Raw genomic sequence first — 14,570 nt, forward strand, 5'->3', positions numbered from 1 at the left:
GAGGTGTGCAATGCCAGCCACGCGGCGGATCCCACAAGTGGGAGGACAGAGCAGTGGTGGTCAGCGCACGAACCTCTCGCGGGCCTGGGTCGCCGTTGCGTTGATCCCGGTCGGGTTCGTGCTGGCCTTCGCCGTCGGGCAGGGGCTGTACGCCGTGCTGGGTTACAAGCCCGAGGACGCGACCGAACCGCTGTGGGTCGCGCTCGTCGCCGGCGTACCGGCGATAGTCCTGTTCCTGGTCCCGTGCGGCGCAGCGGTCTGGTACGGCAACAGGGCGCGGGCGGAGGGCCACCGTGCAGGGCTGTTACCTCTGGTGCTCGGCGCCGTGCTGGGACTGTGGATGCTGGTCACCAACACCGTGTCGCTGTTCGCCAGGTAGCGATTCTCTCGCGAGGGAGCTTCACGGCGTCGGGTGAGGACCCCTTTGCGGTCCGCAGGACTCGACTGCTCGTCAGTCGGTGCTGGCGCTGGGGTTTCCGGCGGCGGCGGTGAGGTCGGCGGTGCAGAAGGCGCACCGGGTGGCGCCGATCGGGATGGAGGACAGGCAGTGCTGGCAGGTGGTCGTCGGCGTGGGCTCCTCGGCGCCCGGCTTGTACCGAGCCATGAGCTTGTTCACCGGGATGACGACAAAGAAGTACACCGCGGCGGCGATGAGCAGGAACGACAGCAGCGCGTTGATGAACTCTCCGTAGAGGAACTTGCTGCCGTTGAGGGTGAAGTAGAGCCCGGAGAAGTCGGGCTTGCCGCCGATGGCCCCGAGAACCGGCGTGATGAAGTCCTTGACCAGGGCTGTGACCACTGCGCCGAATGCGGCGCCAATGACGATGCCGACCGCGAGGTCGACCACGTTGCCTCGGAGGATGAAGTCCCGGAATCCCTTGACCATGTAGACCACCCTTTCGGCCTGCGCCTCGCTGGCGCTCGCACCGGGACGATGCTGGCACAGACCGGCGCCTCGCGGCAGATGCCGTACATGGTCGCCCGAAGAGCCGTCGACGGGTGCGGGTCCGTTCCAGGACGCCTTGCTCGGGAACCGGGGGGACGTCGCCGACCTCGACGAGCAGTCGGGCGGCGCCGGAGGGGCGAACCCTGGGCCTTGTGCATCGGCCCGTCCCCTGAGGCTCCTCCCACTCCTTGACGGGGCATCGGAGCTGCCGCTGCCTGCGCGTGCCGGCGGGCTCCGGTCAGGTTCCTGCTGTCTACCCTGCTGCGCCGCCTCGCTCGGCAACGGTCGGGTCCGCCCAGGCCCGCAGAACGAACGCAGCCTGGGCACTGAGGTCCAGCCGTTGCGCCAGCACTCGCCGCGCAAGCTCCCCGTGGAACGCCGTGGGCCGACGCAGCGACAGCTCATGGACGGGCACCCGGGCACGGAATGAGGGGCCGCGCAGCAGCAACGTCGTACCGCCCTTGCCGGTGACCCATCCGGACTCAAGGCTGGACAGGGACGTCCAAGCGCCACCAAAGAGCCGCCGGACGTACAGCCAGCCGTCCCCGACAGCCACATACGTACGCCGTGCCTCGACCCATGCCAGAACCCCGAGGAGCGCCAGCGTCCCTGGCGCGACCAGGAGGGAGTGGACGCCGAACGTCAGCAGAGCGAGGCTGATGACCCCGAAGGTGACGCTCACGCCAAACCAGACCACCGAATAGCTCTTCGATCGCTTCCAGTCCGCGACCACGCAACCCAGTTCCGGCGACGGCGGCATCGGCGGCACGGGTGCGAACCACAGGCTCATTGCCCCCCCAATTCACTACAACCGGCGCGCAGAATCTAGCGTGAGGCGCCGTGCCCGTACGCGTCGTGGTAGTTCCACCACCGGTAGGGCGGGGTCTGGGGGTAGCCCGCCGGCGAGTCCTCCCACTCCTCCTGGCGACCGAGCGCGGTGATGTCGAGATAGTTCCAGGTGCTCCCCATTGCCTCGTCGCCACGGCTATTGACGAAATAGGTCCGAAACACCCGGTCCTCGTCGCGGATGAACGCGTTCGTGCCGTGCCACTCGTCCACACCGAAATCGGCGTCGAAGTCGTCCGTCAACGTGTACCACGGGATCAGCTCCCAGCCATTCCGCGCCTTGAGGTGCGCGATGTCTGGCTGCGGGGCCCGCGACACAAACGCCAGAGAGGTATCGCGGGCATTCAGGTGTGCCGGGTTCGCCACCTGGTCGGCGACGAACGAGCAGCCCACGCAAGCCCGGTCCGGGTACGAGCCGCCCTCGGCGAAGGTGGTGATGTCGGGCGCATAGAAGGCTCGGTAGACGATCAGCTGGCGACGGCCCTCGAACAGGTCAAGCAGGCTGGCGGGCCCCTTCGGCCCCTCGAAGACGTAGTCCTTCTCCACGGCCATCCACGGCATACGCCGGCGTTGGGCCGCCATCGCGTCGCGCGCCCGGGTGAGCTCCTTCTCCTTCACCAGCAGTCGCGCCCGGGCCTCTTCCCACTCCTGCGGGGAGACGATCGGAGGTGTCTTCATGAGCTGGTTCCTCCTTCAAGCACTCATTGACCGCAGGCATGGACTCGGGCTGAGCGGCCTGAAGCGGACCACCCCATCGGTAGGCCCTCCATCCATCACGGAGCCGGCTCGTGAGTGGCGAGCCACCCCGCAGCGCGAGATGACGCGCCCATTCACGCTACGCGTCGAGCGGCCCTCGATCCATCCCCGTCGAGCAAGACGATGGCAGGCATGGAGCGGTGGCTCGGCGTGTGGCAGTCGCCGTCCTGGACCAGCAGCCCTACCCGCAGCGGTGAGCCCCCTCGTGGGGGGCGAGGGGGCTCCTAGCGAACGGGCGCTCCGACGGGGGGATCAGGCGCTCGCGAGTCCGCTGGCGATAGCATATACCCCTAGGGGTATGGTCCAGATATCTCAACGGTGCGGGTTGCGCAGCCCTGAGCGGTGAGCATCGGCTCGAACACCGCCGACTGCCCATCTGGCAGGTCACTCGGATCCCACCCACCACGGCGACCAGCGGCATCTCGGCAACAAGGACGCGCCAGTTGGCCATATCCCCCTGTCCTCGCACGATCCGAGGGCAGGGGATGAGGGCGACCCCTCGGCCGGACCCACCCGGCGGCCGCCACAGCGTCGAGTTTGCGGCATTCGCCTGCAATCACAGGGCCTCGCTGCGACACTTCCACGGCGGAGGTCAGGGGACTCTCCGGGCTGATCAAGGAGAGTCACCATGCGTCGATGCGCTGTGCCCGCACCCCGCCCATCCAAGAGCCTCCGGGTCGCCGCGCTGTGGCGGAGCCGACCGCACTTCCCAGGCGTGCCTTCCGTCGTTCGGACCGGCGCCGCCGTGCTGCTGCTTGCGACCATGGCAACCGGGTGTGGCCCAGCGGCGCACGGCCAGAACGCTGCGCACGGGGCTGGGGACTCCGCATCCCAGGTCCTGGCGCTGCCGGTCTCCACCCCCTCCTCGGTGGCCACCTCCACCGCCCCTGCCCCGGCCAAGACGGCAGCACCCGTGCATCCCGTGGTCGCCGTCGCCGCCGCTGCATCCACCGGCGGGTCGGTGGTCAACCGCTCCGGCGCCATCCTTCCCAACGCGCGGCGCACCCCCGGCGCCACCAACCCAGCCGTCACCCAGGCCACCATCCGCCGGACCATCTGCGTCTCCGGCTGGACCTCCACGATCCGCCCCTCCTCCTCGTACACCACCGCGCTCAAGCGCAACCAGCTCGCCTCCGGCTATGCCTTCCACGGCGACCAGGCCACCAGCGACTACGAGGAGGACCACCTGATCTCCCTCGAGCTCGGCGGCTCCCCCACCGCGACGGCCAACCTGTGGCCCGAGCCCTACGCCCCGATCCTGGGCGCGCACAAGAAGGACGCGGTCGAGAACCGCCTCCACACCCTCGTCTGCTCCGGTGCGCTGCCCCTGACGACCGCCCAGCACGCCATCGCCACCGACTGGTGGGCCGCCTACCAGAAGTACGTCGGGTCCACAGTCACGAGCGCACCGCGCCCGGCGCCCAAGCCGGCACCTGCGCCCGCGCCTGCTCCGGCTCCGCAGCCGCCCTCGGCCCCCGCTGGTGCGACCGCCCAGTGCAACGACGGCACCTACTCCTACTCCCAGCACCACCAGGGCACCTGCTCCCACCACGGCGGCGTCGCGATCTGGCTCTGAGTCCCAGCGCGGACCGCACTCCATCGATGGCGTTTCCTTCCGGCTGTCGGTGAGGCCCGTGACACGCAGAGAGGGAGGCGGGTCCCTGCGGACCCGCCTCCCTGGCGTTCAACCCTGCGGGCCAACCGACTGGGGTCGGCCTGCCGCGCGGCGTTGCTACCCGTGCGACAGGGTCACTGACCGTCTGAGCTGGGGATGTAGCCGCCGGGGACCTGCGACGGCGTGTAGATCTTCGGGTCGCCCGGGTAGGGGGCGGCCCAGTTGTGCGCCTGATACCACGTGAACCGATTCATCAGCTCGGGGCTCGCGGTGTCGGGGGCTGCGTTGCTGCTGTTGAATCCCTGCTTCTCGCGCCAGGCCTCCCACTGCGCTGCGACCGCCTTCTCCGAGGGCGGCACGGTCACCGAGGTGGGCTGCGCCGCGGCAGCGCTCGCCCCCGAGGGGCTGTCCTGGCCGCACGACGGCGGGGGCGTCACCTGCTCGGTGAGCGAGATCTGGTTCGGCACCGCCGAGAAGGGCGTGAGATCGGGCTTGGACTGGAAGGCGTCGTACATCGGCGTCGCCGCGGCGACCTTCTGGTTCAGCGGCTGCGCACCGAGGATCTGCTCGATGGTGCGGACCATGTTGATCTGCGAGTAGTAGGTGTTGACCACCTTGCCGTGCTGAGCCCACGGGCTGATCACCTGGACCGGGGCGCGGTGACCGTCGACGTGGTCGGCGCCGTCCTGGCTGTCGTCCTCGACCACGAAGATGGCCGAGTCCTTCCAGTACTTGCTGTGCGAGATCTCGTCGACCACCTGACCCACGGCGAGGTCGCCGTCGGCGACCTGGGCCCGCGCGTCCGGCGCACCACCGGTGTGGTCACTGGAGAGCCAGAGCATGTTGAAGTTCGCGGGGCCCTCCTTCTCGAAGTGCTGCTTCCAGACCTGGTAGCGGTAGATGTCCGGGACGTTCACGTCGAACTTCGGGTAGTCGTGCTCGGTGATCTGGTTCAGCGACGGGATCGGCGACTCGGTGTCGGACTTGACAGACGGGTCCGTCAACGCGCTGGGGTTGCCACCGGCCGCGACCTGCTTGGCGGTGCAGTAGTACTTCTGCCACGTTGCGCCGGCCGGCTTGGTCAGGAACTGGGTGAACTCGCCGTAGTTGCGCGCGCTCTTGCCCGCGGACTGGACAGCGGTCCACAGGAACCCAGAACGCTGATGCCCCAAGGCGTCGTCCTCGGTGTCGTAGCTGCGCACGTACTCACCGGCACTGGACTCGGTGTACTCCGGGTTGTCACCCTGCATCAGCCAGTTGTGGCCCTCGGCGGAGTTGGTGCCGATGTCGTACAGGTTGTCGTACAGGCCGAACTGCTTGGCCAGCGCGTGCTGGTTGGGGGTGACCTTCTGCCCGAACTGCACCAGCGAGGGATCGCCGTTGCCCCGGGCGTCGTCGCCGTAGACCTGGTCGTAGGTGCGGTTCTCCTTGACGATCATGAAGACGTGCTTGATCGTCGAGGGGTCGCCGACGCGGGCCGGCACCGGCACCGCCCTGGCGGTGTTGCCCTCGGCCTGCTGGACGTCGTTTCTGCCCCAGGCGTTCTGGGCGAAGACGGTCGAGGTGTAGGAGCCGATCTGCTTGTCGCTGGGCAGGGTGAAGCTGGTCAGCGACGCCGTCGTGCTGTGCGTGTCGTGGCCGCTGACGACGGGGACGCCGTAGCCCTTGTTGGTGGTGATCGCAGGCCCGCGGGCGTCGATGCCGCGGGTGTTGGTGACGACGACCCGGTCGCCGACGGTCGCGACATTGGCCGGGTAGTAGTCCGTCGGCAGCAGGCCGACGTAGCTGACCGGCTCCTGCGGCTTGTTGCTGTATCGGTAGACGGCGACCGCGTTCGCCCGGCCGAGGGTGACCAGCAGGTGGCCGTCCTTGGTCAGCGCGATGTCCGTCGGCTCGTACCCGACCTTGGCCTTCGGCCACGGCTGGGTCGCGATGGTCTGGACGACGGAGTCCTTGACGGTGTCGATCACCGAGACGGTGTCGCTGTTGGTGTTGGCGACGAAGAGCGCGCTGCCCGCTGCATGCATCGCAGTCGGGTGCAGCCCGACGCCGACCGTCTTGACAGCAGTGGACGGGGCCGCGGTGTCGATGACGCTGACGGTGCCGGTCGTGGTGGTGCCGAGGCGGGGGTCGGCCGGCACGTCGGTGCCGTAGGAGTTGATCGTGGGCTCACCCGCCCTGGCCTGCCGGCCCCCCTCGTTGCTGACATAGAGCTTGTTGCCCACGAACGTCAGGTGCCTCGGCGCGATGCCCACGGCCCAGGTGTGCTTGACCACGCCGGTCGCGGGGTCGAGGGCCATGACGCTGTTCTGGCCGTTGACGGCGACGTAGAGAGTTGAGCCGTCTGGCGAGTAGACCGACTTGCCGGGGAGCGCGGAGTGCCCGTTGACCTGCGGGAGCGGGAATCGAGTGGCGGCGCCCAGGGTGCCGTCGGGGTTGACCGGGAACCGGGTGAGGGCGTCCTGCTGGGAGAGCCAGAGGAACTTGCCGTCAGGCGAGTAGGTCGGGCCCTCCTGGCCGACGGTGCCGTCGGTGAGGGTCTGGTCGACGCCGGCCGCCTTGCCGACCCGGTAGATCAGCTTGTGGGCCGCGAGGTCGAAGACCTGGAGGACCACTCCCTTGTCGGCGCTGCTTGCGGCGAGGAAGCGGCCGTCGGAGCTGACCGTCGAGCCCATGAACTTGCCGTACTCGGTCATGAGGCGGTCGCCGAGGGGCTTGATGACCTGGTTGTCGGAGATCTGGAGCCCGTTCGCGTACTCGGTGCCGACGGTGTGGTTGCCGAACACGTCCGTCGCGGCGGAGGCGATCCCACCACCAGCAATGGTGAGGACCGCGGTGCTGGCCAGAGCGATCCGGACCCTGCGGTTGGTGCGACCCTGCTCAGGACCTGGTCCCGAGGCGCGCCGTTGACGAGTGACCTGCATGATCATCCTTTCGAGGAACTGCGTGACGACAGGTCGACGAGACCGTCGATCTGCCACAAGGGGTTGGCGGCGTCCCCGCTGGGGGTACGCATCTGGAAGTAGCCGTTCACCTCCTTCGGCCCGTCACCGTCGGCGACGTACCGCCCTTCAGCGGCGACGTCGAGCTGGTAGAGGGCCGTTCCCACCGCGGTGGCTCCGGGGATGTGCCACGACACGGCACAGCGCCAGTCATTGCCCGGCCCCTGGTCGTCGCCGGCAGATCCGGCCCGGTAGCACGACGCGCTCGCTCCTAGCTGCGCCTCGGACACGTCCGGCCGGTGGAGCTCGCGAGACTGCAGGCGGTAGAGGTGTGCGAAAGACGTCGCCAGCGACTCCTCGACCTTGACCTTGTCGATGCCGGAGCCGCTCGCGGGCGTCGCCAGAGCGACCACGGCGATGCTCACCCCCGCAAGGGCGACCACCGGCAGCGCGGCCACCAGCAGGGTCCGGCGAGCGGACCCGTCGGAGGCGAGGTCGGTGAAGTCACGGCGGACGAAGAGCAGGTACGCCAGGGCCGTCGCCACGACGACCCAGGCGAGGCTGACCAGCAGGCCGACGAGCACCGGCCGAATCTGCGCCGGGCTGGTGAACAGGCCGCGCCAGGCCAGGAACCCTTGGCTGGGCAGGGCGAGACGCACCGCAGCAGGCATCGGCAGCAGTTGAGCCGCCTGGAGGACGAACGCGAGTAGCGCCGGCGTGAGCAGGCCCATCGGTGAGCGACCCAGCGCGACCGACCCGAGGAGACCGACCGCCGCGAACGCGAGCGAGGCGACCATCACGCAGGCCCAGGCAAGCAGCACCAGCCCTGCGCTTTGGCCCACGTCGATGAGATGACCATCGAGCCCGACGAGCTCGCGGTTGCCGACCACGGCGATGCCCCCGCCGATGCTCGACGCGGCCAGGCCCACCTCCATCACGACAATCACGGCGGCGCTGGCCAGCGACTTCGCGACGAAGATACGGCGTGGGGATCGCACGGCCATGATGAGGTGGCGCCATGTGCCCAGGCGATCCTCGGCAGCAAAGACGTCTCCGGCCACCAGGGACGTGAGCAGCGGGAGCACCCAACTGCAGGCAAAGCTCAGCAGCACCAGCGAGCCGGCCCAGCCGGTGACAAACATCCAGCGACCGAAGACTGTGTCGCTCGGCAGCGAGCTCTGACCGCTGGCGGCCACGATGAAGACAGCCGGCGCGACCCAGCAGGCCACGAGGACGATCCGGACCCGCCACTGGGCGAACAGCTTGAACAGCTCGAAACGGAAGCTGGAGCCGAGGCCGGCCGGGCGGTTCTCGGGAGGGTCGGCCGGCAGGGAAGCGGCCGGTGGCTCGATGGTCGTCGTGCTCACCGCACGTCCCCCTGCGCCGCGAGGGCATCCTCGGCTCCGGTGAGGGCAAGGAAGGCAGCCTCGAGCGGGGGGATCACTGGGCCCAGCTCGCGGACAGCGACACCGGCGCCCACCAGGCGGACAACGAAATCGTCGACGGCGCTGACCGGACCACGAGTGACGACGGCGTCGTCCTCGCGCCTGAATGGGGGGCGATCCGGCACGAGCTCGAGCCCGGGGGTCTCGGCCGCGACCCGGCGCGCGCCGGCGACGTCGGAGGTCAGCACCCGGTAGTCGAGTCGACCGCTTTCGGCGGCGAGCTTGCTCACCGACCCGGAGAACACCACCCTGCCGTGGGCCAGGAGCGTGACCTCGGAGCAGAGCGCAGCGAGGTCGTCCATCTGATGGCTCGAGACCACGACTGCGGCGCCCTGAGCAGCCAGGCCATCGAGCACCCGGTGGACGTGGCGCTTGGCCGCCGGGTCGAGGCCGTTGGAGGGTTCGTCGAGTACCAGCAGCCGAGGCTTGGTCAGCAGGGCGGCTGCCAAACCGAGGCGCTGGCGCATCCCGAGTGAAAAGCCACGGACGCGGTCGCCAGCAACGTCGATGAGACCGACCTGCTCCAGAGCATGGTCGACCTCGCTGCCCCGACCAGGTCCGTAGCCACGTAGCGTGGCGAGGGCCGCGAGGTTCTGCCGGGCTGTCAGCGACGGGTAGAGCCCAGGCCCGTCGACAAAGCCGCCGACACCATCCGGCACCCCAAGCACCCGATCGACCGGCGCGCCGAGGATCTCGAGGCTGCCCCGGTCGGGGACCGAGAGCCCGAGCAGAAGCCCGAGCAGCGTGGTCTTCCCCGCGCCGTTCGGCCCCACGAGACCGTGGACCTGGCCACGAGGGATGTCGAGGTCCACGCCGTCGAGGGCGACCACGTCGCCGAAATACTTGGTGATGCTTCGAGACCGAACAGCCGGTGCGCTCTCCATTGGGGCCCTTTCACTTCGCGACCGGTGGAGAGGCTAGGAAGGCCAAATGGTCTGGGAGCGGCCGGAATCTGAACCGGGAGCGAACGTCAAGGGCCAGCCGACGTTCAGGCGGAAGTCCCGTCGACGACCGCGAATGCATCGCCGACCACGGAGCAGACAAGGTTCCCCGGTCCCGCCACGCTTTCCCCCAGACGGCCACGTGCCGTTCAGCCGTAGTCGCGCCTCGTTCATGTCTCCGCCTTAGCGTCCCCACCCTGCCGGGGATTCCGACGAAGGAGACAACCGATGAAGCGCCCCACCTTGCGCACACTCGGCGGCGCCGCTGCACTGGCGCTGCTGCTTGGAGGAGCCGCCAGCGCCAGCGCCGCAGCAACCGCCAGCGACGGCGACCTGGCCCGCGATTTCCAGGCCGTGGACCGCAACACCGACTGGAGCCAGGTCGAGAAGGTGAAGCTGAACTTCTCGACCTACCACCCCGAGGGTTTGGCGATCACCCCCGACCACCTCTTCCTGTCATCCACACAGGTCACCGAGCCGACCCAGAAGTACCCCACCCCGGTCGGGGGCTATGACCGCACGCCCGGCAAGGGCGTCGGCCACCTGTTCGTCATGGACCGCCAGGGCCATCTGCAGAAGGACATCACCTTCGTCGATGGCGACATGTACCACCCCGGCGGAATCGACTTCGACGGCACCAACATCTGGGTCCCTGTCGCCCAGTACCGGCCCAACTCCAGCGCCATCATCTACAGGGTCAACGCCAGGACCCTGCAGGTCACCAAGGCCTTCGAGGTCAAGGACCACATCGGCGGCATCGTCCGGGACCGGACCACCGGGCACCTGGTCGGCAACAACTGGGGTTCGCGCCGCTTCTACGACTGGACCCTGCAAGGCAAGCAGATCCGCACGTGGGACAACAGCAGCTTCTTCACCGATTACCAGGACTGCCAGTACGTCCCCTCGGCCAAGATGATCTGCGGTGGCATCACCAACCTGCCCCAGACCCCCACCGCCGGTGGCGCCAGTGCCACCTACGAGCTGGGCGGCCTGACCATGATCGACCTGCGCAGCCACAACATCTTGCGTGAGGTCCCGTTCCAGAAGTGGTCCACCGCCGGACACGTCATGACCCGCAACCCGGTCAAGATGGCCGCGACCGGCAACCAGCTCACGCTGTGGGCGGCCCCGGACAACGGCGACGAGGGCAACGGCACCGAGCTCTTCACCTATCACGCGAACGTGGACCGCTGAGCTTCCACCTGACGGCGGGCTCGGGGTAAGGCGCGGATCGGATGAGGCGCCCTGGACGTGGTCTGGGGCGCCTCCTGGCTGGGTGGTGACGTCCCCGCCATACACATGGAAGGGGATGGGCGGTGACGTCACCACCCATCTGGACCGCGGGCTCAGCAGCAGGCCAGAGGGCAAACACGCGTGACCCGAGCCAGCTCCCGCACCTCGGTGGGGGTCAGCATCTGGAGGAAGGCCCCGGTCAGGTCGCGCCTGTTCATCACGACCAGCAAGTCGTCCAGGGTGTCGCCCCACATCTCGATGACGGGGTTCGCGGGCGCCTGGGATGCCGTCACACGTGAAGGATCGGCGAGTCGCGCGCTGATGTAAGCGGTTACCGGAATATTTGCCCAGTCCGTGACACACGTCCGCTATCCGGAGCGATGGTCCGCAGGGCGACGCTCAGGGCGTTCGTCGGCCGGGTGCGCTGCCGTTCTGTCCGGCGTTCTCCACGAGAACCATCGCGAGGTCGTCGGTGAAGTGGCCGCTGGGGACGTGGCGCCGCACCGCTCGGAGGACCTCATCGAGAGCGCCCGAGAACGGCGCGTGGCGAACCAGGTCGCCGAGCTGCTCGAGCTCCAGGAACTCGCTCTTGGCGTTGCGGGCCTCGCTGAGTCCGTCGGTATACAGCAGGAATCGGTCGCCAGGCGCCCACGTGAGGGTTACCGCCGTGTACGCCTCTCCCAAACCGAGCGGCAGGCCCGCAGGCAGGTCCACGAGGTCGGCGCCGTCCTGGCTCGTCACCAGTAACGGTGGCGGGTGTCCGCAGCTGACCAGGGTGACGCGACCGCGGCCGACGATCTGCATGACCACCGCGGTCACGAACTCCTCATCATCGAGGAATGGCGCCAGATACCGGCTCATCGCGGCCGCCATCTTGGCCGGATCGGTCAGGCTGGCCGCCGACTGCCGGAATACTCGGATGACCCGCGCCGCCAGCTCCACGGCACCTATGCCCTTGCCGCGGACGTCGGCGACGATGAAGCAGACCCGCCGATCGGATTGGAACCACTCGTACAGGTCACCCCCAACCAGCGCGTCCTCCGCCGCGGACACGTATCGGACGCTGGCAGTGACTGGCCCGATGCGGCGAGGCACCAGGGGCAAAATGGCCCGCTGGGCCACCTCGGCAATGCGCACCATCCGGCCAGCTGCGCCTCCCGGCGCACTCGCACGACAGCCAGCAGCACCGCGACGCCACCGACCAGCGCGGCATCCAGCATGGGCACCCACGCCTCCGCCGTGCCCCAGTCCCCCGAACGACCACCGAGCCAGTCGCCAGGAGGAAGGCCGTCGCCCCGAACCCCGCCTTGACCAACGGGCGGAACAGGACTGAGAGAGTGTGTCCCTATTCGTGGTCCTGTCCGTGGTGTGCGGCACCATCAGCCTCGTGCCGAAGGACGCCGCCATGAAGCAGGCCAGCCCCGTGCTGGTTTCGCACACCGGTGTGCCGTTGACCCGGGCGACGACGTTCCGGTTCACCCTGCACGCGAACCGGGCGCAGGCGCGGCAGCTGCTCGCGCACGCCGGGGCGACCCGGCTGGCGTTCAACCATCACCTGGGCCGGGTGAAGGCGAACCTGGACCAGCGCGCCGCCGAACGCAGCTACGGCATCGCCGAGGCTGACCTGACCCCTGCGCTGTCCTGGTCGAAGGTGTCGTTCATCAACGAGGTGAACGCCTGGAAGACCGGCCGGCTCCCGACCAGCCCGGTCAACGATGACGGTAGCCGGGGGCTGGCCTGGCGGGACGAGGTCAGTGCTGATGTGTTCGAGTGCGCGTCGGTGAACGCCGCGCAGGCGCTGGCGAACTGGGCCACGTCGCGGACGGGTGAGCGGGCCGGGAAACTGGCCGGGTTCCCCAAGTTCAAGTCCCGGCACAAGACGGTGCCGGCGTTCCGGCTGCGGTCGAAGTCCACACCCGGACAGACCTCGCCATTGCGCCCCGCCGGGCCTCGCGCCATCCGGTTCCCCAAGCTCGGTGAGCTGCGGGTGCACGAGCACACCGGCAAGCTGGCCAGGATGCTCGAGGCGGGGCGGTTCCACGTCTACGCCGCCTCGTTCCGGTTCGAGCGGGGGCGCTGGGTCGTGTCCATCACCGGGGTCGCCGCGCAGCTGCACCACCAGCGACGAACCGCCAAGCACCACCCGGAACGGGTAGGGGTGGACCTCGGGGTCAAGACCTTGGCGGTCGTCGCCGACGAACATGGACGCGTGCTGCACGCGCACCAGGGGGTGAAAGCACTGCAGCACGCCCAGGCACGCCTGAAGCTGGCCAACCAAGCCCTCGCGAGAACCAAGCAGGGCTCGACCGGCCGCAAGAAGGCGGCCCGACGCCTGGGCCGGGTGCACGCCCGGGTCGCGCACCTGAGACGGGACCTGCTGCACCGCATCACCACCGAGCTCGCCCGCAGCCACAGCAGCGTGACCATCGAGGACCTCAACACCGCCGGCATGCTCGCCAACCAGAAGCTGGCCCGGGTCGTCTCCGACGCCGCGTTCGGGGAGTTCCGCCGCCAGCTGAGCTACAAGGCCGGCTGGTACGGGACCGAGCTCATCATCGCCGACCGGTGGTTCCCGTCCTCGAAGACGTGCTCCGGGTGCGGGACCGTCAAGGGCGACCTGTCGCTGGCCGACCGGGTCTACCGGTGCGATGGCTGTGGGCTGGTCGCCGACCGGGACGTCAACGCCGCGATCAACCTGGCCCGCTACACGCCACCACCGAAGACTTCGCCGCCGCTCATCGCGGCCGCCTGACACGCGCAACTGTCTGCACCCGGATGGGCCGGGTCAAGAGCCGACCGCCACCTCGCACCACGAAGGGCCCTGGGTCGGAACCAGCGCAAGACCATTCGCAAGGCCGGATGGCGGCTGGAAGGCAACCAAGGACCGACCCCTAAGGGGCGCGTCAAGGGAAGCCGGTGCGCCCCGAATAGGGACACACCCAGTGAGGAAATCAGCGGAGCGATGGCGTAGAGGACCGCCGGAACGAACGCCGGCCCCGTGGCAAGGTCGAGGGCCAGCACGACCACGAGCCACGCCAGCGGCGCGACTGGTCCGGCACGAAGGACCCGAAGCCTGCTGACCAGTCCCACGATCACATTTTCGCGTCTGTCGTCACAGAGGACTCATCCGAACGACCTACCCGTCTCACAGCCCCTGCCACCGCGCGGTGGCACGTCTGACCATGTTTGGACGAATGACGCGCTCACCGCGGCAGAAGAGAGATACTTCGGCACCTATCGCGACCGGGTTAAGGCGCCAAGCCCGATCAGAGTCAGGCAGAGCGCCGCCGACCATGGCAAGTACCGTCGGAGCCACACGTCAAAGGTGACCTCCGCGGTACGCACACCGCGACCACCCACCCGGAATCTGCGGGATGGCTCCTGCCGGGCGAGCGCACCCATCCAGGCGGCAGCGACAAGCAAGGCAAGTGACCCAAGGCCGCCACCGATGATGAAGATCACGCCATGAGGCTAGACGTCGTCACCGCGGTCGCGGCCCGGGAGCTGGGCCGTGCGCACCGGTTCGAGGGGCGCCGGCTCGGCAGGGACGACAAGCAGCCGGTCCTCCGGCCCATCTGCCACGCCTGGCGGGTCGAGGCGCCCACGGCCGGCTCTGTCCGCGCTCGCGGAGGGACCACGGTCGGTCCTCACTGCAGCGTGAACGCCACCAGCCGCGCGCTCAGCGGCAGAAGCGGAAGGTCTGGCCGGTTGACTCACCTGTCGCGTCGGGGCCCGGGGACCTCCCCGTTGGCGACCTCTTCGATCCAGTCGACAGCCTCGTCCGACAGGTAGAAGCCCGTCGGACCGCTCTGGCCGACCCACCAAGCATCAGACGCCACCTGACCG

General features: G+C 68.9%; 12 protein-coding genes. 4 read left to right on the forward strand and 8 right to left on the reverse strand.

The features are described 5' to 3' along the window. Positions 1–37 precede the first annotated feature (37 nt). Complete coding sequence (locus tag VF825_RS09370) at positions 38–379, forward strand: hypothetical protein (RefSeq protein ID WP_331112524.1); 342 nt, start codon at positions 38–40, stop codon at positions 377–379. Between the two features lie 72 nt (positions 380–451). Here VF825_RS09370 and mscL read toward each other — a convergent pair whose 3' ends face one another. The 3 genes from mscL to VF825_RS09385 all read right to left on the reverse strand — a co-directional run bounded on the left by mscL (position 452) and on the right by VF825_RS09385 (position 2,470). Then, the gene (gene mscL, locus VF825_RS09375) at positions 452–886 is read right to left on the reverse strand and encodes a large conductance mechanosensitive channel protein MscL (RefSeq protein WP_331112526.1); all 435 of its coding nucleotides are present in this window, start codon (positions 884–886) and stop codon (positions 452–454) included. Positions 887–1,199: 313 nt separating this feature from the next. Beyond that, positions 1,200–1,736, reverse strand: coding sequence for a hypothetical protein (locus VF825_RS09380; protein WP_331112528.1), 537 nt, complete (start codon positions 1,734–1,736; stop codon positions 1,200–1,202). 35 nt (positions 1,737–1,771) lie between these two features. After that, positions 1,772–2,470 carry a DUF899 domain-containing protein gene (locus tag VF825_RS09385; protein WP_331112530.1) on the reverse strand — a complete coding sequence of 233 codons (699 nt, stop codon included), beginning with the start codon at positions 2,468–2,470 and terminating at the stop codon, positions 1,772–1,774. 946 nt (positions 2,471–3,416) lie between these two features. Between VF825_RS09385 and VF825_RS09390 the strand changes: the two genes are divergently transcribed. Further along, positions 3,417–4,124 carry a DUF3761 domain-containing protein gene (locus tag VF825_RS09390; RefSeq protein ID WP_331112532.1) on the forward strand — a complete coding sequence of 236 codons (708 nt, stop codon included), beginning with the start codon at positions 3,417–3,419 and terminating at the stop codon, positions 4,122–4,124. Positions 4,125–4,297: 173 nt separating this feature from the next. Here VF825_RS09390 and VF825_RS09395 read toward each other — a convergent pair whose 3' ends face one another. The 3 genes from VF825_RS09395 to VF825_RS09405 form a co-directional block, all read right to left on the reverse strand. Further along, positions 4,298–7,087, reverse strand: a complete 2,790-nt coding sequence (locus VF825_RS09395) for an alkaline phosphatase family protein (protein WP_331112534.1) — start codon at positions 7,085–7,087, stop codon at positions 4,298–4,300. 2 nt (positions 7,088–7,089) lie between these two features. Further along, a complete protein-coding gene (locus VF825_RS09400) occupies positions 7,090–8,334 on the reverse strand; it encodes an ABC transporter permease (protein ID WP_331112536.1) in 1,245 nt (414 codons plus the stop codon). A gap of 134 nt (positions 8,335–8,468) precedes the next feature. Further along, complete coding sequence (locus VF825_RS09405) at positions 8,469–9,434, reverse strand: ABC transporter ATP-binding protein (RefSeq protein WP_331112538.1); 966 nt, start codon at positions 9,432–9,434, stop codon at positions 8,469–8,471. Positions 9,435–9,719: 285 nt separating this feature from the next. On the opposite strand from VF825_RS09405, the gene VF825_RS09410 reads away from it, so the two are divergent. Beyond that, a complete protein-coding gene (locus VF825_RS09410; protein WP_331112541.1) occupies positions 9,720–10,685 on the forward strand; it encodes a DUF6454 family protein in 966 nt (321 codons plus the stop codon). A 152-nt stretch (positions 10,686–10,837) separates the two neighbouring features. Here VF825_RS09410 and VF825_RS09415 read toward each other — a convergent pair whose 3' ends face one another. Continuing rightward, complete coding sequence (locus VF825_RS09415; RefSeq protein ID WP_331112543.1) at positions 10,838–11,017, reverse strand: hypothetical protein; 180 nt, start codon at positions 11,015–11,017, stop codon at positions 10,838–10,840. A 106-nt stretch (positions 11,018–11,123) separates the two neighbouring features. Further along, positions 11,124–11,864: a PP2C family protein-serine/threonine phosphatase gene (locus VF825_RS09420; protein ID WP_331112545.1), complete on the reverse strand. Its 741-nt coding sequence runs from the start codon at positions 11,862–11,864 to the stop codon at positions 11,124–11,126. Between the two features lie 199 nt (positions 11,865–12,063). On the opposite strand from VF825_RS09420, the gene tnpB reads away from it, so the two are divergent. After that, complete coding sequence (gene tnpB, locus VF825_RS09425; RefSeq protein ID WP_331112547.1) at positions 12,064–13,476, forward strand: IS607 family element RNA-guided endonuclease TnpB; 1,413 nt, start codon at positions 12,064–12,066, stop codon at positions 13,474–13,476. Positions 13,477–14,570: the final 1,094 nt, after the last annotated feature.

The organism is Oryzihumus sp. (genome assembly GCF_036391795.1).
Lineage (GTDB): Bacteria > Actinomycetota > Actinomycetes > Actinomycetales > Dermatophilaceae > Oryzihumus.